12 protein-coding genes are annotated in these 20,132 nt (G+C 51.1%); 4 read left to right on the top strand and 8 right to left on the bottom strand.

Annotation, left to right across the window (positions count from 1 at the left end; translation table 11 throughout):
* Positions 1-404: 404 nt before the first annotated feature.
* The 5 genes from KXJ70_RS03610 to speD form a co-directional block, all read right to left on the bottom strand.
* Entirely contained in the window at positions 405-2,081 is a 1,677-nt protein-coding gene (locus KXJ70_RS03610; protein WP_219042080.1) for a ShlB/FhaC/HecB family hemolysin secretion/activation protein, read from the bottom strand.
* Positions 2,082-2,143: 62 nt separating this feature from the next.
* Complete coding sequence (locus KXJ70_RS03605) at positions 2,144-4,846, bottom strand: OmpA family protein (protein WP_219042079.1); 2,703 nt, start codon at positions 4,844-4,846, stop codon at positions 2,144-2,146.
* 332 nt (positions 4,847-5,178) lie between these two features.
* Positions 5,179-7,434, bottom strand: coding sequence for an arginine/lysine/ornithine decarboxylase (locus KXJ70_RS03600; RefSeq protein WP_219042078.1), 2,256 nt, complete (start codon positions 7,432-7,434; stop codon positions 5,179-5,181).
* Between the two features lie 280 nt (positions 7,435-7,714).
* The gene (speE, locus tag KXJ70_RS03595) at positions 7,715-8,563 is read right to left on the bottom strand and encodes a polyamine aminopropyltransferase (protein WP_219042077.1); all 849 of its coding nucleotides are present in this window, start codon (positions 8,561-8,563) and stop codon (positions 7,715-7,717) included.
* Complete coding sequence (gene speD / locus KXJ70_RS03590) at positions 8,556-9,011, bottom strand: adenosylmethionine decarboxylase (RefSeq protein ID WP_219042076.1); 456 nt, start codon at positions 9,009-9,011, stop codon at positions 8,556-8,558. The genes speE and speD overlap by 8 nt, the downstream gene beginning before the upstream one ends.
* A 214-nt stretch (positions 9,012-9,225) precedes the next feature.
* On the opposite strand from speD, the gene msrA reads away from it, so the two are divergent.
* Complete coding sequence (gene msrA / locus KXJ70_RS03585) at positions 9,226-9,870, top strand: peptide-methionine (S)-S-oxide reductase MsrA (RefSeq protein ID WP_219042075.1); 645 nt, start codon at positions 9,226-9,228, stop codon at positions 9,868-9,870.
* A 38-nt stretch (positions 9,871-9,908) separates the two neighbouring features.
* Here the strand turns inward: msrA and KXJ70_RS03580 are convergent, their stop codons facing one another.
* From KXJ70_RS03580 to acnA, 3 genes are all read right to left on the bottom strand, one after another.
* Positions 9,909-11,495, bottom strand: coding sequence for a bifunctional GNAT family N-acetyltransferase/carbon-nitrogen hydrolase family protein (locus KXJ70_RS03580; RefSeq protein ID WP_219042074.1), 1,587 nt, complete (start codon positions 11,493-11,495; stop codon positions 9,909-9,911).
* A gap of 56 nt (positions 11,496-11,551) precedes the next feature.
* Entirely contained in the window at positions 11,552-11,893 is a 342-nt protein-coding gene (locus KXJ70_RS03575; protein WP_219042073.1) for a DUF6489 family protein, read from the bottom strand.
* Positions 11,894-12,304: 411 nt separating this feature from the next.
* Complete coding sequence (gene acnA / locus KXJ70_RS03570; protein WP_219042072.1) at positions 12,305-14,941, bottom strand: aconitate hydratase AcnA; 2,637 nt, start codon at positions 14,939-14,941, stop codon at positions 12,305-12,307.
* 331 nt (positions 14,942-15,272) lie between these two features.
* Between acnA and KXJ70_RS03565 the strand changes: the two genes are divergently transcribed.
* Genes KXJ70_RS03565 through KXJ70_RS03555 form a run of 3 tightly spaced genes read left to right on the top strand, consistent with a single transcriptional unit; the run spans position 15,273 to position 19,967 of the window.
* Entirely contained in the window at positions 15,273-17,054 is a 1,782-nt protein-coding gene (locus tag KXJ70_RS03565) for an FAD-dependent oxidoreductase (RefSeq protein WP_219042071.1), read from the top strand.
* Between the two features lies 1 nt (position 17,055).
* The gene (locus KXJ70_RS03560; protein WP_219042070.1) at positions 17,056-18,915 is read left to right on the top strand and encodes a 2-oxoacid:acceptor oxidoreductase subunit alpha; all 1,860 of its coding nucleotides are present in this window, start codon (positions 17,056-17,058) and stop codon (positions 18,913-18,915) included.
* Positions 18,915-19,967: a 2-oxoacid:ferredoxin oxidoreductase subunit beta gene (locus tag KXJ70_RS03555; RefSeq protein WP_219042069.1), complete on the top strand. Its 1,053-nt coding sequence runs from the start codon at positions 18,915-18,917 to the stop codon at positions 19,965-19,967. Before KXJ70_RS03560 ends, KXJ70_RS03555 begins: the two co-directional genes overlap by 1 nt.
* Positions 19,968-20,132 lie beyond the last annotated feature (165 nt).

Below are 20,132 nucleotides of genomic sequence, written 5' to 3'. Positions count from 1 at the left end.
GTCTGTTTAGTCGAAATTTATTGACCCATACTGGTGCGATGTCAAAAACATGGTCACTGTGGGTCATCAAAACAGCGCTTTTCCAGACCTAAGACTTAGGTGTGCTGGATGAAAGCGTCCTATTTTGAGCAACTGATCTAGATAATGGGTGCTAGTACTGTATGTACTGGCAACCGTGCTGCGCGGGGTTTTGCGGGTAAAGCTGGCCCAAATGCGGATACTATCAATTGCTTAGATCGACTGTTTATTTACCTTGAATAATTTTTGTGTTTCGTCAAGGTTAATGCTCAGACACCTTTAAGCTAGCAAAGTTCGGGCCAGTGTGTAAATAGGTTTTTGCGCGGTTTTGAAAAAATAGTTTGGCTGAGTATGCTCGGCAGTGTGCCCGAGCATACTCAAGCTAGCTAGAAAGTCAGGTGAACCCGCCAGAAAAAGTCGGCTTCTAGAGAGTCTAGCTCACTGCTGTTAACGACGTCATCGTGGACGGGCAGTGCGGCGACAAACTCGGTGAAGAGGTACTCACTGAATTCGATTCTTAATTTTACCCCCGCGTCGGCAATACTTTGGGTGTCGCCGAGCTCACTATTGGTATTGTTAAACCAGCTAGCGCCATATTCGGCAAACACAGAAGGCGATATTTTGTACTCGTTCCATGTAAACGTTTTTTCTAGGCTGGCGTTGATGTAGTAACCCTCATCACCGATTAAAACACCCGGTAAATAGGCGCTTAAGGTATTCATACCGCCTAAAACGAATTGCTGTTGTTGTGGCACTTGTTCGTCGGTAAATTGGCCATTTGCAGAGAAGGAAAGCAAGGTGTCCTCCGCTACACGCACCAAATAGCGAGCACTTGGCTGCAGTGCAATGAATTCAGCGGTTCTGGCTGATGGGACAACATCTGGAGCGGTAACGCCAGGGTTTTGCGCCATAAAGGCAGCTTGATATTCGGCGTAGTTGTCTAGTGTGCCGCCATCGCCATAACCCGCTAAGAAGTTGAGGCCCACATTGAGTTGCGCAGCGGCTAACTCTTCGGTCTGGTAGCGTACTTTTTGGTATTTAAGTCCGATATCGACAACTTGATAAGTCTCTTCCAGTAGCTTGCCATTGGCTCCCGCCTGCTGAATGGTGGAGTCGGTATGTGACAGCCTTTCGGTGAGAGAGATACGTGATTCAAGGTCGCTGAATAGTATTTGTTCGCCGTGGAATGCAGCTTGTAAAATCTCGGCATCCAGGCTCACTGTCGTCATTACCGTCGTGGTGCTGCAGCCGAGCAAGCCAAGGAGACACAAGCCTTGTTGTTGAAGCTGCGCAAATTTAGGGTCGCGGCTGTATTCAACGTAGGATAAATCAACGCCGTAAAGTCCGCTGGTAAAGGGGCGGTCGATACTAAGGCTAAATTGATCCAGGTTTTCACCGTCGCGGGATTCGCCCAAATCGGTAAATGCGGTTTGGTAGGCAACTGATAGTTCAGTACCACCTTCAAAGCGGTGTTTTATACCTGCTAAGCCAAAGTAGCGTCCTAAGAAGCGACTACCTTTGTTGTTGGCCTCAAGAATGTAGTCAGTGCTGTCGTAGTTTTCGATGTCAGTTTTGGTCATTACCAAGGCGACAGCGTCGTTGCCAGCTTCTTGGTAGCTCATGCTGTACTCGTAGCCGCCGCGTTCCGCTTTAAGATTTGCCAGAATGCGGGCGCGATCAAACTCAGAGATACTCAGGTCTGTGTCGCCGACCAGTTCTTCGAAAAACGGTTTGATATCAGCGTCGACAAGAATATCGGCAAGCGTCAGTTGCTCTACAAATACGACAACGCCGTCGCCTTCCCGAGCATAGCGAATTCTGACAAGCAAATGACCGCTTTGGTAATAGCGTTTGGTGAGGTTGATAATTCCTTCGGCAGGTGTCTTTGCGCTGCCTAAAACATCTTGTACATCAGCGTCGGCAAGGTAGCGATTACCTAATACCCGAACATTGGTGCCGTTGATAACGCTAGAAATGGCGGCGTTTGATACTGCGCTGTAGGCACTGACTTGTGCTGGTGTCGCAAGTTGTGGCGGTATTACTGGGGGCAAATCGATTGCCATGTGGAGCTCTCCCTATATAGTAAGTTTCCATAGGCCCGCCACTAGGCGGGCCATTGAAGTTTTTATTGCTCTGTTTCGATAATTGACAATTCGACGCGGCGATTCTCTGCGCGCCCTGCATCACTAGTATTGTCTGCGATTGGTTTACTTTCACCGTAACCTTTAGCGCTTAAGCGACTGCTGGCAACACCGTGCTCGCTCAGGTATTGCTTAACTGACTGAGCGCGGTTTTGAGATAGGTTTTGGTTGTAGTTGTCGCTACCCTTGCTATCGGTGTGACCTGCGATTTCGATTTTCTTAGCCTTTGACTGCTGAATAACGACTGAGGCTTCATCTAAAATTGTAGTTGCGTTAGCGGTCAGTACGGCGCTGTTAAACTCAAAGAATACGCCGTCTAAACGCAGTGGGGCAGCCTCGCTGAGGTGGCAGCCGTTGGCGAGGACCGCGTTACCTAAGGGTGTGTCTTGGCACTCGTCTTTGTCATCACAAACACCATCGGCGTCTTGGTCTGCGCAGCTAGAGGCGGCACTCGCACGACTGGCCATGAGATCGCGATCTAGCAGTGCAACGAGCGCCGGCTGATCGAATGGACCATTGTTCGGGCCACCGGTGAGACCGCCATTATTACTGCCGCCGCCGCCAAGTGCATCGTTTACAATGCCATTGCCGTCACTGGTATTAGTGTCGTTGTTGGTTAGGGCGTCCTCCAGGCTGCCGCCGGTAAGATCGGCCAGCGCACCGTCAAGGGGATCGGTGATTGGGGCAGCCATCTCCAGGACTGGCTCAGTGACCGGCGCAAGCGCGTCAAGCAAGGTGTCGCCAATTTCATTGTCGACAACTTCTGTAAGAGGGTCTAAGCCACCATCAAGGCTATCGATAACGGGTTCTATAGCGTCGCCAACTAGCTCGGTAACTGGTTGTAGGGGCGATATTTCATCACCGTTGCCGTCACTACCACCGAGTAAGTCATTTACAATGCCGTCGCCATCTGATGTGTTGTCATCATTATTTGTTAGTGCGTCTTCAAGGCTGCCGCCGGTGACGTCCGCAAGAATCCCATCAACTGGATCGGTAACCGGTTCTGCGGCATCAAGCAAAGGGTCGACAGCTGGGCTCAGTGCATCTAACAAGGCCTCGCCAACTTGATCGTCAATAGCGTCAGTGACTGGGTCAAGTGCAGTATCCACTGCCGAAATTAAGCTATCAATAGAGTCGCCAAGCGGGCCAGTGATAGGCTCAAGGGCCGAGCTTTCTCCTGCTTCGGTGCCGCTGTCAGTGTTAACATCGCCGCCGCCGAGCAAGTCGTTTACCAAGCCATTGCCGTCTGCGGTATTTTCGTCATCGTTAGTAAGTGCGTCTTCAAGACTGCCGCCGGTTAAGTCTTCGATAATGCCGTCTACCGGATTAGTAACAGGCTCTAGTGCAGCAAGTACGGGTTCTGTTACGGGGCTTAGTTGTTCTAGTACGGGCTCTAGAACTTGATCGTCAACAACATCGGTAAGAGGGTCTAAGCCGGTATCAATTGCGTCAATTAAATCTGAAAGACCGTCGCCTAGTGATGCAGTGATTGGTCCTAAAGGAGATATTTCATTGCCATTGCCATTGCCATCGCCGGTGCTTGATTCATTTGCGCCGCCGAGTAAATCGTTGACAATGCCGTCGCCGTCAGCGGTGTTGTCATCAGAATTTGTTAGGGCATCTTCGATACTGCCGCCGGTGACGTCCGCTAAGAGTCCGTCTACTGGGTCAGTAACGGGTTCTAGGGTGTCAAGCAAGGGTTCCGTGGCTGGAGCTAGCGCGTCTAATAGAGTTTCACCGACTTGGTCATCGACGGCGTCTGTGATGGGGTCTAAGCCGGAGTCTAATGTGCTAACTAAATCGTCTAGGGATTCACCTAGCGGCCCGGTAATAGGGGCCAGAATTGAAGCTTCGCCCGCTTCGGTGCCACTTGCGGTATTAGCCGATCCGCCGCCGAGTAGGTCATTGACGGCACCGTTGCCGTCAGCAGTATTATCGTCATTATTGGTGAGCGCATCTTCAACACTGCCGCCAGTAAGGTCGGCGAGCAGACCATCTACGGGGTCGGTGACTGGTTCAATGGCCGCTAGCAGGGGATCTGTCGCGGGAGCTAAAGCGTCTAGAATAGGCTCTAATAGTTGGTCGTCAACGACGTCTGTCAGTGGGTCTAGGCCTAGATCTATAGCAGTGATGAGAGGCTCGAGTGATGCGCCCAAGCTCGCACTGATTGACCCTAAGGGTGATAATTCGCCCGCTTCGGTGCCGCTGCCAGGTACTTGGGGACCGCCGAGTAAGTCATTGACAATGCCGTCGCCGTCGGCGGTGTTTTTGTCGATATTACTTAATGCATCGCTTACGCTGCCGCCGGTTAAATCAGCGACAATACCGTCGATAGGATCTGTGATTGGCTGCAGTGCACCCAGTAGTGGGTCGGTTAGCGGTGCCAGTGCATCGAGTACCGGAACACCGAGCTGGTCATCGATGGGATCGGTGAGCGGGTCAAGTGCAAGATCGACGGCATCAACTAGCGGTGCCAGCGAGTCGCCGAGCGGCTTTGTGATCGGCGCCAGAATCGATTTGCTATTGGCAACACCTTGCGGATTTTTGGGTGCTAATAAGGCACCTATATTCAAAATTTTGGTGAGTTCTTGTGCGTTGGCCGAAGGGCTAAGCGTTAAGCTGGTGCTAGTTGCTGCAGTTAATATGATTACAGACGCTAGAGTTGACGGCGATCGTAAATTCATCATATTTTCATCCTGAATAGTTAAAAATTGCAATGCTGTAAGGCGCGGCTATCTGTTGTGTCGTTTCGCTCGAGTTTTTTCAGCAGAAAGTATAAACGGGCTCTCGTGCCAATATAAGCACATATTTGGTGAATAATGTGTTGTTATGGTGCTTTGGTTTTGTGAACGGGGTCACAGGTTTTTTGGAAAGTATCGCGTTTAAGCGCTGCCTTTGGGAATCTAACACTAAAATTCAGCGTTAATAGTTTGAGGCAGAAGGGGGCTGGAGTGATGGCGTGTTCTCCAGCCCTGAATTTCACAATTCCCCTGCTTTTTTATTTGGGGGTTACCTCTTTCTAGTTGTCGATAACCGCATCAACAAAGTAGTGGTCTACGCCATTAACTCGCTCTTTAACCAGTCCGTGGCAGTCAGTTTCAAAGCCGGGAAAACGTGAATTGAAGTCGCGCACAAACTGTAAATACCGAACGATGGTTTTGTTAAAGCGCTCGCCCGGAATCAATAGCGGAATACCTGGCGGGTAGGGTGTGACCAGCATTGCAGTAATGCGGCCTTCGAGCTCATCGATGGCAACACGTTCCACTTTTCGGTGAGACATTTTTGCCCAGGCATCGGCTGGGATCATTGCCGCTTCCATTTCCGATAAATACATTTCGGTGGTGATGCGCGCTAGGTCGTACTCTTTGTAGACATTGTGAATATTGCTACATAAATCGCGCAGACCTACCTTGTCGTACTGGGGGTATTTTGCGGCAAATTGTGGCATCACTCGCCACAGTGGCAAGTTTTGATCGTAGTCATCTTTGAACTGCTGTAGCTCGGTTACCATCGAGTTCCAGCGGCCCTTGGTAATGCCGATGGTGAACATGATGAAAAAAGAGTACATGCCGGTTTTTTCGATAATGATACCGTGCTCAGCGAGGTATTTGCTGACGATCGATGCGGGAATACCGATGTCATCAAAGTTGCCGTCGACGTCGAGGCCAGGGGTAATGATGGTCGCTTTGATGGGGTCAAGCATATTGAAGCCCGACTCTATTTCGCCAAAGCCGTGCCAGCTGTCATCAGAGTGAATAACCCAGTCGTCGCGATCGCCAATGCCTTCTTCAGCAAGGGTCTCTGGACCCCAAACACGGAACCACCAGTCGTCGCCATAATCGGCATCGACTTTGCGCATGGCGCGACGGAAATCCAGTGCCTCAAGAATAGATTCTTCTACCAGCGCTGTGCCGCCGGGTGGTTCCATCATGGCAGCCGCTACGTCGCACGACGCGATAATCGCGTACTGCGGGCTGGTAGACGAGTGCATTAAATAGGATTCATTGAAACGGTGGGTATCCAGCTTCCGCTGGGTGCCATCTTGCACCAAAATTTGCGAGGCTTGGGACAGGCCGGCTAGCAATTTGTGGGTGGATTGGGTCGCGAATACCAGCGTGTCGTCCGAGCGTGGACGGCCGGAGCCGATGGCGTGCATATTGTGATAGAACTCATGGAAGGCCGCGTGGGGCAGCCATGCTTCGTCAAAGTGCAGGGTGTCGATGGTCGAGTCGAGAATTTCTTTAATTTCTTCGACGTTGTACACAATGCCGTCGTAGGTACTTTGGGTAATCGTCAATATACGCGGTTTTTTGTCTTCGGCGTGACGTGCAAAGGGATGGTCTTCAATTTTTTTGCGAATTGCAGCGGGGTCAAATTCGCTTTTCGGTATTGGGCCGATAATGCCGTAATGGTTGCGCGTCGGCATTAAGAATACCGGAATGGCGCCGGTCATTATAATACTGTGCAGGATTGATTTATGGCAGTTGCGGTCAACCACTACGATGTCGCCAGGGGCTACCGTAGAGTGCCAAACCACTTTATTTGAGGTGGAGGTGCCGTTGGTGACGAAGAACAAATGATCGCAGCCAAAGATCCGCGCCGCGTTGTTTTCACTGGCGCTAACTGGGCCGGTGTGGTCGAGCAATTGGCCGAGTTCTTCCACCGCATTACAGACGTCGGCGCGCAGTAGATTTTCGCCAAAAAACTGATGGAACATTTGTCCAACAGGGCTTTTTAGAAACGCCACGCCACCGGAGTGACCTGGGCAGTGCCAGGAGTAGGAGCTGTCGCTGGCGTAATTCATAAGCGCTTTGAAAAACGGTGGCGCCAAGGACGAGAGGTATTTATTGGCCTCGCGAATAATGTGTCGTGCAACGAACTCCGGGGTGTCTTCAAACATATGAATGAAACCGTGCAGCTCGCGCAAAATTTCATTGGGAATATGGCGTGAGGTGCGAGTTTCACCGTAGAGGAAAACCGGAATATCGGTGTTGCGCTGGCGCACCGCTGTCATGAATTCTGCGATCGATTCTAAGGCTTGGCTCACCGTTTCATCGCTGCCGTCGCCAAACTCTTCGTCGTCAATCGACAGGATAAAGCATGATGCACGGCTGGCTTGCTGGGCAAAGGCAGTGAGGTCGCCGTAGCTCGTTAATCCGACTATCTCCATGCCTTCTTTGCTAATAGCATCGGCAAGGTCGCGAATGCCTGAGCCTGAGATATTTTCGGAGCGAAAGTCTTCGTCAATAATGACAACGGGAAAACGAAATTTCATTTATATGGCCATTGTTGGGTTAAGGCTATTCCCAGTTTCTAGCTGGGCTCGTTTGCGCATTTAGTTGGTCAGATTGAGGGAATTATTTAGCCCAGATTCTGAGGGTTCTCGCGCGCTGATTTTGAAACTTTTTTACGGTTTAGTCCCGCAATATTTCTACCCTACCAATAATCCATGACAACTGTCAGCTATATAGGTGTAATTTGGCTATTGATAGACATGGCGTTGAGGGTTGCAGGGTTGCGCATTGTGGTGGCCTGCTGCAAACAGGCCGCCACGCTTAGCCCAAACTATCCACAAGGTATTGTGGTAGTGCAAAAGCACCCATGTGGAGGGCTGGATTATAATAGCGAGTTTGAATGCCACTATTCATAAAACGACTTGTTAAGGTCGCCAGATCGAGCTCGCGCGCAGCGCTGCTGTCACTAGCCCAGGCGAATGTCATTATGCCGCCTACATAGCTCGGAACGGCTGCGGTATAAAAGGCGGTATCTGCAAATAACGGCGATAGACGTTTGTGGGTGGTGCTCACTTCGTCTGGCTGCATAAAGGCAACGCCGTTTTGTGCGGCAAAGATACCTCCAGACTTTAAGCACCGCTGAATACCCTGATAAAACGGAGAGGTAAACAATACTTCGCCAGGCCCGATTGGATCTGTGCTATCAGACAGAATAACGTCGAATTGGCGCGAGCACTGCTTGACGAAATCAATCCCGTCACCAATCACAATTTCTGCTCTGGGATTATCGTAGGCACCGGCAGAATGATTGGGTAGGTACTCTACACACATGTCGATAACCGCTTGGTCGATTTCGACTTGCACGACACTTTCTACTTCTGGGTGTTTGAGTACTTCACGCAATAGACCGCCGTCTCCGCCGCCAATAATCAATACATTTTTAGCATTGCCATGCGCGAATAAAGGCGTGTGGGCCAGCATCTCGTGGTAAATAAACTCATCGCGCTCGGTGGTTTGAATAATACCGTCGAGCGCCATTACCCGACCGAAACTGCCGGATTCAAAAATAATGAGGTGCTGGTGTTCGGTCTTGCTTTCGAACAAGACCTCGCGAATTTTAAAACCCTGGTGGTACGCGTCGTGGAGTGTTTCGTCAAACCACTCAGACATCGTCCATTCTCCCGCGCAGGTTCTCGCCAACTTCTATACGTGAAGGAGAGAAGGCCTTTTGCAGGATTTCCACGGCCAATTCGGGCTTAGCGTCACCGCACATAAAGACGTCGAACGCGGCGTAATCTCGCTCCGGCCATGTGTGCACGCTAATATGTGATTCAGCTAGTACCGCCACACCAGAAATACCGCCATTGGGGGTAAAGTGGTGCATATGGATGTGCAACAGTGTTGCACCGCATTCTTTGACGCAGTCAATAAATGCTTTTTCCATGCGGGGGAGTTCGTCGAGGTGCGAAGCGCCCCAAAGATCGATAATTAAGTGCGTGCCAGCGTAAGCAACGCCGTCGCGGATGATGAAGTGGTCGAGATTTTCGTCCGACTGTGTAATCGGATTACACGTGGCTGCGCCGGCCTCCAGAGAAGGCATATGATCTAAGCTTTTCATTTAGCATAAATCCTCCGCGTTGGTTAAAGAGCGGGCGATTTAAACGTGTTTTACCCCAAATAGCAATAAAAAATCCCGTAAAATTCCCCCCGTTTGCCGATAGCAAAGTCCTTGAGCCACCAGTGTTTTTCCGCAGCTACTGGGGGTGGCGGAATGTGGGCGAATCAAGGCATAGTAGTACTATTCCGCGAGGCTATTATGAGGAGCATGACAAATGAGTATGTTTGACCGTTACCGCAAGCCGGCAGTGCTTCCAAGTGCTGAGCAAGCCCTTCCTGGTCGCGAAGAAAAAATGCAAGTGCCAGCGGAGCACACCGTGCTCAAAACGCCGTTGCAGGGCCCGTTTCCGGAGGGCATGGCAGAGCTTGTGTTTGGTTTGGGGTGCTTTTGGGGCGCGGAGCGCAAATTTTGGCAGCAAGCCGGTGTGTATTCTACTGCCGTGGGGTACTGTGGTGGCCATACCCCCAACCCCACTTATGAAGAAGTTTGCTCAGGTATGACGGGCCACAACGAAGTGGTGCTGGTGGTGTTTGATCCCGCCCAAGTCAGTTTTCAAACTTTGCTTAAACTATTTTGGGAAAGCCACAACCCCACCCAGGGGATGCGGCAGGGCAACGATGTTGGCACCCAGTATCGCTCTGGCATTTACTGTTTTACGGCTGAGCAGCAAGAAGTGGCCAAAGCATCTTTGGCGGTGTATCAAGACGCCTTGGCTAAAGCGGGGTTGCCAGAAGTCACAACGGAGGTTTTGATGGCGGGTGAGTTCTACTATGCGGAGCCTTACCACCAGCAATATCTCGATAAAAATCCTGGTGGCTACTGCGGTTTGGGCGGCACAGGTGTGAGCTGCGTTTTGTAGTCAGGCGCGTCCGGCGCCAGACGTTGGACGCCAGGCGATTAATTCCCCCGCCATTTCATTTGATACAAATCGTGGCGACGGTCGCGTAGATTCTGCACAGTGCCGCTATTGCGAGCTACCCGCAGTGATTCTGGGCGCAGATCGGCAATAGCGACGGTTTCCACATTGGGAGTTGTGTCGGCGGCGATACCGTCCCGCGCGAAGTGGAAATCACAGGGCGTTAAAATACAGCTCTGGGCGTATTGAATATCCATATTTGCCACATTCGGCAGGTTGCCCACATTGCCAGACATAACGACATAAACCTGATTTTCAACCGCCCGTGCTTGGCAGCTGTAACGCACCCGCATATAACTTTGGCGTTCGTCGGTACAGAAGGGCACGAAAAGTATTTCCGCGCCTTGGTCTACTAAGTGACGGCCTAGTTCTGGGAACTCAGAGTCATAGCAAATCAATACACCAATTGGGCCGCAGTCGGTGTCGATGACTTGTAGCTCGTTGCCGCCTTCAATATTCCACCAATACACCTCGTTCGGGGTTGGGTGGATTTTAGCTTGTTCGTCGACGCGGCCGTCGCGGTGGAATACATAGGAAATATTTTCTACTCGGCCATTGGGTACACGGGTTGGATGTGAGCCGCCAATAATGTTGATGTTGTAGCGCACCGCTAAATCTTGCATGGCTTCAACATAGCGCGGTGTGTATTTGGTGAGCGCCTCTATCGATTGAATCGGTGTCAGCTCTTGGTCTTCAATAGAGAGCAGTTGCAGCGTGATTAGCTCTGGAAATACCACGAAGTCGCCTTTGTAGTCAGCAACCACGTCAACAAAATATTCGATAAACGACATGAATTCGACAAACGAGGTGACGCGACGCTGCATATACTGCACGGTGCCGACGCGCACGGTGTCTGGCTGGCGGCCGCCGTGGCGTTTGGTGTGGGCGACGTTGGCAGCGGTTTCTACTTTGGGGTTGTGCCACACAAGGTGGACGCCATAGCCCATAGAGTCTTTGTCATCGGTTAAGTAGTTCGGCATTAAATCGATGACTTCGAAGTTGTTGCGCAGCTGAAACGATAATACCGGGTCGCGGGTTTTTTGATTGACCACGGCGTCGAGATAATTTTCGGCTGTGCCGTATTTTTTAATGCGTCGCGACAAGCTTGGCAGCCGGCCGACAAAGACGATGCCCTTTAGGCCGAGTTCTTCGCAAAGTTTTTTACGGGCATTATACAGTCGTTGGCCAATGCGATAGCCTCGCACGCTGCTGTCTACACACACTTCCATTCCGTAAAGCCATTCGCCATCGGGGTCGTGACGGGTGCCGTAACCATTGGCGGTGATGGCGGCCCAGCTATGTGGCCGCAAACAGACATCGCCGCTAACGCGAAAGGTTGCGCAATAGCCGACGATTTCTTCGTCGAGGGTGACCGCAAATTTCCCTTCTGGGAAATTATTTAACTGGCCACGCAATTCGGCGCGTGAGTAGGGGTCAATGCCGGTGCCGGTATAGACGCGCTTAGAGAGCGCCGCGATAGCGGAAATATCCGCCAAGGTTGCGGTGCGAACTCGCAGGACTTTGCCAGAGGCAGCAATATTCTTGCTGCCCGCTATTGTGTTTGCCATGTTGATGCCACTCTGAATTAGGTGAGAAGTTGTGTGTTGTGCCAGCAGCGCTGCGCTTAGGTTTTGCTCTTGCTGGAGGCGCTGCGACGCAGTGGTGCAGCTTTATTTGGAGTTGATTTTGAGGTCTTATCGTCAGTTGCCTCCGGTGTTTTACTCGCTGTTTTGTCACTGCCTTTGCGATTGCTTGCGAGGCCGCTCAATGATTTTAAAACGCGGGCCGACAAGTCTATGGTTTTCATGCCTTCGGTAAATGCGGTTTTGGCCATTTGTTGGATCATTTCTGAGTCCCCCTCGCCAATGCGTTTATACACTGCATCCCAGAGTGGTTGAGCGTCGGGAAGGCCGACAAGGCGGCGCATTTCTTCCGGACTAATTTCAACCTCAACATGAATTTTCATAGATCTGACTCCGTCTTATGTTCGCATTCAGTATGTCACTGAGTGACCTGTGTATGCCAGCGCCGAGCGAGCTTCAATGGTTTAATATAGAGACTTTTTCACGATTGTTATTTTGCCGTTCGTCGGCGTCGCTTAAAGGCGCCTACTATTGGCAAAATGGTACCCAAAGCACGCGTACCCGCAGGGCATAAAGGGCAGCCTCTACTCAATTGGTCATTTATAGCAATAAACCCGATGGTCGGCCCCGCCTCATTTACCGTTCCCACTCGTCACTCGCACAATGTGCGTGATCTCCGATTCCTGCGTTTTTTCCTTGCCGGAGAGTAAAACTCCGGCTCGTGTAAGGGTCTCAAATAGTCGCGGCGATGCATAATAACCACGTGAAATCGCCGTTCATTTAGTCCCTTAGAATTAATTTCCTAGCTCGGCCAAAACGTACTGCAAGATGCCTCCGTGGCGGAAATACGCCATCTCCTCGGCGGTATCAATCCGCAGTCGCCCCAACACTTCATGGCGACTGCCATCGCTGCGCGACAATATAATTCTGAGCTTTTGCTTCGGTGCGAGTTTATCGTCGCAAGACACAATATCAACGTATTCATCGCCCTGAAGGTCTAGCATTTCCTGGGGTATTTCCTTGTCGAACTCTACGGGCATGACGCCCATACCGATCAAATTAGAACGGTGAATGCGTTCAAAACTTTCGGCGACTACCGCCTTTATACCCAGTAGCAAGGTGCCTTTTGCGGCCCAGTCGCGACTTGAGCCGGTGCCGTATTGCTTGCCAGCAATAACCACCAATGGCGTATTACTCTCTTGATATTTCATAGCCGCTTTATAAATAGGCACGACACTTTTGCCATCCGGTGACAGGGTGTAACCCCCTTCGCGGTCGACCAACTTATTGCGCAGTCTGGTGTTGGCAAAGGTGCCCCGCAGCATAACCTCGTGGTTACCTCGTCGCGAACCGTAGGAGTTAAAGTCATCTGGCTCAACGCCAATACTCTGTAAATAATGGCTGGCGGGGCTGTCGAGGGCGATTTTACCCGCCGGTGAAATATGGTCGGTGGTAATGCTGTCGCCAAATAAACCGAGAATCCGTGCGCCGCGCAGGCTGGGGAATTCCTCTCCTGCTAACGAGGGCGACTCGAAAAAGTTCGGCAGGCGAATATAGCTAGAGTCGGCTTGCCACTGATATGTATCCGTTTTTTCAATATCGATAGCTTGCCATTCGTCCGTGCCTTGATAGACGTCGTTGTAGGCTTCGCGAAACATGCTGCCGCTGACAATTTTGCGAATGTCATGAATTTCAGCGTTGCTCGGCCACAGGTCTTTGAGAAAAACCTCATTGTTCTTGCTATCAACGCCAATCGGGTCTTCTTGTAGATTGAGTAATGTGCTGCCGGCGAGCGCATAGGCAACAACAAGTGGCGGCGATGCTAGCCAACTGGCCTTCACCTGGGGATGAATTCGGCCGTCGAAATTGCGGTTGCCCGACAACAGTGCCGATACCACCATGTCTTTACTGTCAATGGCTGCGGCGACTGGTGCCGGCAGCGGGCCAGAGTTACCGATACAGGTGGTGCAGCCATAGCCGACTAAGTCGAATCCCAGCGAATTGAGGTCTTCTTGTAAATCGCTGTCGTTTAAGTATCTGCTAACGACTTTTGAGCCGGGCGCGAAGGAGGTTTTTACCCACGGTTTCACGCGCATACCACGCTCTCTTGCTTTGCGGGCGACAAGGCCGGCGGCAATCATCACGTCTGGGTTGGAGGTGTTGGTGCAACTGGTTATAGCGGCTAGCACTACATCGCCATGATGAAGTTTTAGTTTCATCTCCGGAATATCAGCACTTTCCTTTAGGTCGCGGCCGTTTAATTCCAAGTGCTCGCGCATAGCAGTGCCTAAATCGCTCAGCGCAACGCGATCCTGTGGTCGACTCGGCCCAGCGAGGCTGGGCTCGACAGTATCGAGATCTAGTTTTACGGTGTTGGTGAACGTCGGCTGGTCACCGGCATTTCGCCACATGCCTTGCGCCTTGCAATAGGCCTCTGTTAAAGCGATATTTTCACTGCTGCGCCCGGTTAGCTTCATGTAGGCGAGGGTGGCCTCATCAACGGGGAAGTAGCCGCAGGTTGCGCCGTATTCAGGTGCCATATTGGCGATGGTGGCGCGGTCGGCCACACTTAGCTCAGCGAGCCCGTCGCCGTAAAACTCGACGAATTTGCCGACGACGCCTGCTTTGCGCAGAATTTGTACCACCGTCAACACCAAATCGGTTGCGGTAAGTCCTTCATTTAACTTGCCGTTTAATTCGAAGCCGATGACTTCGGGTAGCATCATTGAATAGGGTTGGCCAAGTAGGGCGGCCTCGGCCTCGATGCCGCCAACCCCCCAGCCGAGGACACCTAAACCATTGACCATTGGGGTGTGGCTATCCGTGCCTAATACGGTGTCGGGGTAGGCCATGCCATCGCTGTTCCACACTACTTGCGCGAGGTATTCCAAGTTCACTTGATGGCATATACCGGTGCCGGGCGGCACCACATTAAAGTTCTGGAAGGCGGATTGCCCCCATTTTAAAAACCGATAGCGCTCGTCATTTCGGGCCATCTCATTGGCCACATTTTCGCCAAAAGCTTGCGGGGAGCCGAACTGGTCTACGGTGACGGAGTGGTCGATAACAAGGTGGACTGGAATTTGTGGATTAATAGCCGAAACATCGCCGCCACGCTTGGCAACGGCGTCCCGCATTGCGGCTAAGTCGACTATTGCGGGTACGCCGGTGAAGTCTTGCATTAATACCCGAGCAGGCGAGAAGTTAAGATCTTCGCCACCGCATGGCTTATCGAGCCAGCGCGAGAAGGCGACGATGATATCCGCATTGACCGACTCACCATCAAAATGGCGAAGTTGGTTCTCGAGTAGTATTTTTAGCGATTTTGGTAATTGCGAAAGCCGGTCGTCACCGAGTTTGTTTAAATCAAAATAGTCGTAACTGTGGCCGTCGACATTGAGAGTGGCGCGCAGATGTTCGGTTGTTTGCATGGTGAGCTCCCTCGCTAACTATGTATTGCCTACCCTAGCACAGACCGTCAAATTTGCGGGACTATCCGCGGTGCTATTGCTATTAAATTTAAGAATGCCTCGTTTACTGCCAGTATCAGTCGCGCTTGGGGGTTGTGGCCAAGGCATCTGAAATCTTGTCGGGTATGTGCCTGAATTCAATATGGATAAATTAATAACTATGGCGCCATTTTTCTAATGAATTTATGTTTCTGCTGTGTTGTAATCTCTGGGTTTTGAGGGGTGTCGGTCCCAGCAAGACCACCGACACCTGCTACCCAACTCGCTGTTAATAATAATTTGAGGGGGCGCATTGAAAGCCACTAACACCCATGACCCCGAGTATTTTCACAAGGTGGTCGATTGTCAGTATGCCTGCCCGGCACATACGCCGGTTCCAGAATATATTCGTTTAATTGCCGCTCAGCGTTATACCGACGCGTATATGATCAACTGGGAATCGAATGTGTTTCCAGGGGTGTTGGGGCGTACATGTGACCGTCCCTGCGAGCCAGCCTGTCGGCGCGGTCGTATCGACGAAGAGCCAGTGGCGATATGTCGATTAAAACGTGTAGCCGCCGATAATAAAGGCGACATCACTGACCGCATGCCGATCATTCCCAAAAAGAAAAATGGCAAGCGAATTGCGTTAATTGGGGCGGGCCCCGCGTCATTAACCGTCGCGCGAGACTTGATGCCACTGGGTTACAGCGTCGATCTATACGATGATCAACGCGCCGGTGGTGGCTTTATGCGCAGCCAAATCCCCGCCTTCCGCTTACCTGAATCGGTGCTAAACGAAGAGGTTGATCGGATTCTGGATATGGGTGTGTTGACTCATTTCAACCATTACGTCGATAGCCTCAAAGCCGTATTAGATAAACATTACGATGCGGTGTTTGTTGGCAGCGGCGCGCCTCGTGGTCGCGATTTGGATTTGCCTGGTCGGCAAGCCGCTGATGCCAATATTCATATCGGTATTGATTGGCTGTCCAGTGTGGCTTTTGAGCATGTTGAAGCCATTGGTAAAAATGTCATTGTGCTCGGCGGTGGTAATACCGCGATGGACTGCTGCCGCACAGCCCGCCGCTTGGGCGGCGACGAAGTAAAAGTCATTGTGCGCAGCCCCTTCGCAGAGATGAAAGCGTCACCTTGGGAAAAAGAAGACGCCGCCCACGAGGGTATTCCGATTCTGGATAATCACGTACCCCAGGAGTTTATCGTTGAAGATGGGCGCCTCGTGGCGATGCGCTTTGACCGTGTGAAAGCGGTGTATGACAACAAAGGTAAGCGGAGTTTGGTCTCCACCGGTGAAGATCCGGTGATTGTGCCCTGCGACGATGTCTTGGTGGCCATCGGTCAAGAAAACTCCTTCCCGTGGATTGAGCGTGACGTCGGCATAGATTTTGGCAAATGGGATATGCCGGTGGTGGATGAGACAACCTTCCAGTCGAGTAATCCCACCGTATTTTTTGGCGGCGATGCGGCCTTTGGTCCGCAAAATGTTATTACTGCCGTGGCCCACGGTCATCAGGCCGCTATCTCAATCGATTTGCACTGCCAGGGCGACTCGGTTAGCAAGCGACCACCGCCAGGGGTGACCTTGGTTAGTCAAAAAATGGGTATCCACGAGTGGAGTTACGATAGCCAAGTTGAAAATGACGACCGCTATCATGTTCCGCAAGCTGAGCTTTCGCAGACCCTTAGCAATCGTAAATTAGAAGTGGAACTTGGCTACGACGCCGCGACCGCATTTCAAGAGGCTCAGCGCTGTTTGAATTGCGATGCGCAAACCGTATTTAGCGAAAAATTGTGTATTGAATGTGATGCCTGCGTCGATATTTGTCCGACGGATTGCTTAAGTATCGTTGTTAATAATGGCGACGAGGACAGTGTTCGCCAGACCTTAAAAATGCCGGCGAACAATATTGAACAAGACATTTACGTGTCGGCTGATTTACGTACTGGCCGCGCCATGATTAAAGACGAGAATGTCTGCTTGCACTGTGGCTTATGCGCAGAGCGCTGCCCAACAGCAGCCTGGGATATGCAGAAATTTTATTACTCGGTGACTAAAGCGGGGCAGTGCGGCTGATATGAAACGCATCGAAGCAGTAAACGATTTTGTCATTAAATTCGCCAATGTGAACGGTACCGGCTCTGCCAGTGCAAATAATATGTTCGCCAAGTCGCTATTTCGAATGGGTTTGCCAATAAGTCCCAAGAATATATTTCCGTCGAATATTCAGGGTCTACCAACCTGGTATGAAGTGCGGGTAAACGAGAAGGGCTATCTCGGCCGGCGCGGTGGCGTCGACATGATGGTGTGCATGAATCCGCAAAGTATGGCGAAAGACATACAAGAAGTGGAGGCGGGTGGTTATTTTTTCTATGACTCCAGCAAGCCCTTAGATCTGCGCATGATGCGCAGTGATATTCATTTTATTGGCGTGCCGTTAAAGGACTTGTGCCAGCGTGAATACAGTGATGCGCGTCAGCAGCAGTTATTCCGCAACATCATCTATGTTGGCGCCCTGTCGGCGCTGCTCGATATTGAGTTTGATGTGCTCACCGGTTTGGTGTCGGATCAGTTCCGCGGCAAGGAAAAGTTGATCACGTCGAATGTTCGCGCCTTGGAAATTGGCTATCACTATGCGGCTGAACATTATCAATGCCCTTTGGGGATTCGAGTTGAGCGCCGCGATGCGGTGGGAGATCAAATACTGATTGACGGTAATACCGCCGCGTCACTTGGCGCGATATATGGCGGCGCGACGGTTGCGGCCTGGTACCCCATAACGCCGTCGACCTCGGTGGTCGATGGTTTCGATAAATACTGTAAGCGCCTGCGTATAGACCCAGGTAGCGGCAGTAAAAATTATGCGATTGTGCAGGCGGAAGATGAGCTGGCGGCTATTGGTATGGTGATTGGCGCTAGCTGGAATGGTGCGAGGGCATTTACCGCAACCAGTGGCCCCGGCATTTCTTTAATGAGCGAATTTTTGGGCTTGGCTTATTTCGCCGAAATCCCGACGGTGTTGATTGATGTCCAGCGCGCCGGCCCCTCTACCGGTATGCCAACCCGTACCCAGCAGTCTGATGTCCTCGCTTGCGCGTATGCATCCCATGGTGACACCAAGCATGTCTTGCTGTTTCCGGCGACACCGAGGGAATGTTTCGAGATGACGGCGGAAGCCTTTGATTTAGCGGAAACGCTGCAAACGCCGGTCATTATGTTAACGGATCTTGATCTCGGTATGAACGACACCATGTCGCCGCCACTGGTCTGGGATGACAAGCGTGAATATCAGCGTGGCAAGGTTTTTAACGAAGAACAGCTAGAGGCGATGAGTGAGCGCTTTGGTCGCTATTTAGATGTCGACGGCGATGGCATTCCCTATCGAACCTACCCCGGCACCCATCCGACTAAAGGCGCCTTTTTCACTCGCGGTACGTCGCGGGATGAATACGCGGTCTACACCGAAGACGGCGAAGCCTATGAAAAGAATATGCAGCGCCTGCTGAAGAAGTGGGACACCGCTAAGAACTTAGTGCCAATGCCTGAGATTATTGAGGCTAAGAAGGGCGGCGCTAACGTCGGCGTGATTCATTTTGGTACCAGTCGCGATGCGACCCTGGAAGCTGTCGATGCATTAGCTACTGAGGGTATTGTGGTTGATACCTTGCGGATAAGAGGTTTTCCCTTCCACAAATCTGTCGATGCCTTTATCGAACAGCACGATACCGTGTTTGTGATAGATCAAAACCGCGATGCGCAAATGCGAACATTGCTGGTGAATGAGTGTTTGGTATCGCCACGAGATTTAATTTCAATTTTAAATTACAACGGCACACCTATTTCCGCACGCAAAATTCACGATGAAATTATTGCGGTTCTGCGAGGTGACAACGTGAGGCCGCTGCACAAGAAAAAAATGGCTAAGGAGTCTGTGTAATGACGTATATTCGCCCCGCGTTTCGCCATCCAGATTTGCCGCGCAATGATCTTGGTTTTACTCGCAAAGATTATGAAGGAGCGATATCGACGCTGTGCGCCGGCTGTGGCCACGACTCCATTAGCGCTGCCATCGTACAAGCTTGTTTTGAGCTGTCTATTGCACCGCATAAGGTTGCCAAGCTTTCTGGTATTGGTTGTTCCTCAAAAACCCCAACTTATTTTCTGGGCAATTCCCACGGCTTCAATTCGGTACACGGTCGCATGCCCTCGGTTGCCACCGGCGCTAATCTCGCCAATCGCGACTTAATTTATGTGGGTGTATCCGGAGATGGTGATACCGCGTCTATCGGTATGGGGCAGTTTACCCACGCGGTACGTCGCAACTTAAATATGATGTATGTGGTGGAGAATAATGGCTGCTACGGCTTAACTAAGGGCCAGGATTCAGCCACTGCCGATATTGGCTCGGCCAGTAAAAAAGGCGAGCCCAATCACTTTGAGCCAATCGACTTGGCAAGTGTTGCCTTGCAACTTGGCGCTACCTTTGTTGCGCGCAGTTTTTCAGGGGACAGAGAGCAGCTAGTGCCACTGATAAAAGCCGCGATCAGTCACCGTGGTTTTGCCTTTATCGACGTGATTTCGCCCTGCGTGACCTTTAATAACAATCCTAAATCGACCAAGGGCTACGAGCACGTGCGCGATCACCTGGCGGCGACGGGTACGGTTGATTACGTGCCGTTTAAACAAGAAATTTCCACTCAATACGAACAGGGCAAATCCAAAGAGGTCACATTGCATGACGGCTCTGTTGTGCATCTTCACAAAGCAGATCCGGAGCTCGATTTAAATAGCCGGCGCTCCGCCTTGCGTTTAATTAAGGATTATAAGGCAAAGGATCAAATACTTACGGGTCTGTTGTTCATGGACGAAAAATCCCAGGACTTGCACGAAATACTGGGTACCAGCAAAACTCCGTTGCGGGATCTTGGCGCGGCAGAGTTATGTCCTGGCCAGAAAGTCCTGGATAAGCTTAATGAAAGTCTGAGATAATTTTTATAGTTTCTTGGAGAAGGGTGGCCCGTATATCAGGTGCTGGCTGCCCTATTTATATATTCTTATTTGCCTGTTTTATTGGCGCACAAAAGTTTTTTCCCCGCTACGTCTAAATTTATCGAATTTTTATAAATATATTTTAAATAGTCAGAATTGTTATTT

The sequence above is a fragment of the Zhongshania aquimaris genome, assembly GCF_019312595.1.
Taxonomy (GTDB): domain Bacteria; phylum Pseudomonadota; class Gammaproteobacteria; order Pseudomonadales; family Spongiibacteraceae; genus Spongiibacter; species Spongiibacter aquimaris.
This window is presented reverse-complemented; position numbering and strand designations above follow the sequence as displayed.

Coding starts and splice junctions, on each gene's coding strand:
- msrA (WP_219042075.1), top strand. CDS start 9,226: ATGAGTATGTTTGACCGTTACCGCAAGCCGGCAGTGCTTCCAAGTGCT.
- KXJ70_RS03555 (WP_219042069.1), top strand. CDS start 18,915: ATGACGTATATTCGCCCCGCGTTTCGCCATCCAGATTTGCCGCGCAAT.
- KXJ70_RS03610 (WP_219042080.1), bottom strand. CDS start 2,081: ATGGCAATCGATTTGCCCCCAGTAATACCGCCACAACTTGCGACACCA.
- speD (WP_219042076.1), bottom strand. CDS start 9,011: ATGAAAAGCTTAGATCATATGCCTTCTCTGGAGGCCGGCGCAGCCACG.
- speE (WP_219042077.1), bottom strand. CDS start 8,563: ATGTCTGAGTGGTTTGACGAAACACTCCACGACGCGTACCACCAGGGT.
- KXJ70_RS03560 (WP_219042070.1), top strand. CDS start 17,056: ATGAAACGCATCGAAGCAGTAAACGATTTTGTCATTAAATTCGCCAAT.
- KXJ70_RS03605 (WP_219042079.1), bottom strand. CDS start 4,846: ATGATGAATTTACGATCGCCGTCAACTCTAGCGTCTGTAATCATATTA.
- KXJ70_RS03575 (WP_219042073.1), bottom strand. CDS start 11,893: ATGAAAATTCATGTTGAGGTTGAAATTAGTCCGGAAGAAATGCGCCGC.
- acnA (WP_219042072.1), bottom strand. CDS start 14,941: ATGCAAACAACCGAACATCTGCGCGCCACTCTCAATGTCGACGGCCAC.
- KXJ70_RS03580 (WP_219042074.1), bottom strand. CDS start 11,495: ATGGCAAACACAATAGCGGGCAGCAAGAATATTGCTGCCTCTGGCAAA.
- KXJ70_RS03600 (WP_219042078.1), bottom strand. CDS start 7,434: ATGAAATTTCGTTTTCCCGTTGTCATTATTGACGAAGACTTTCGCTCC.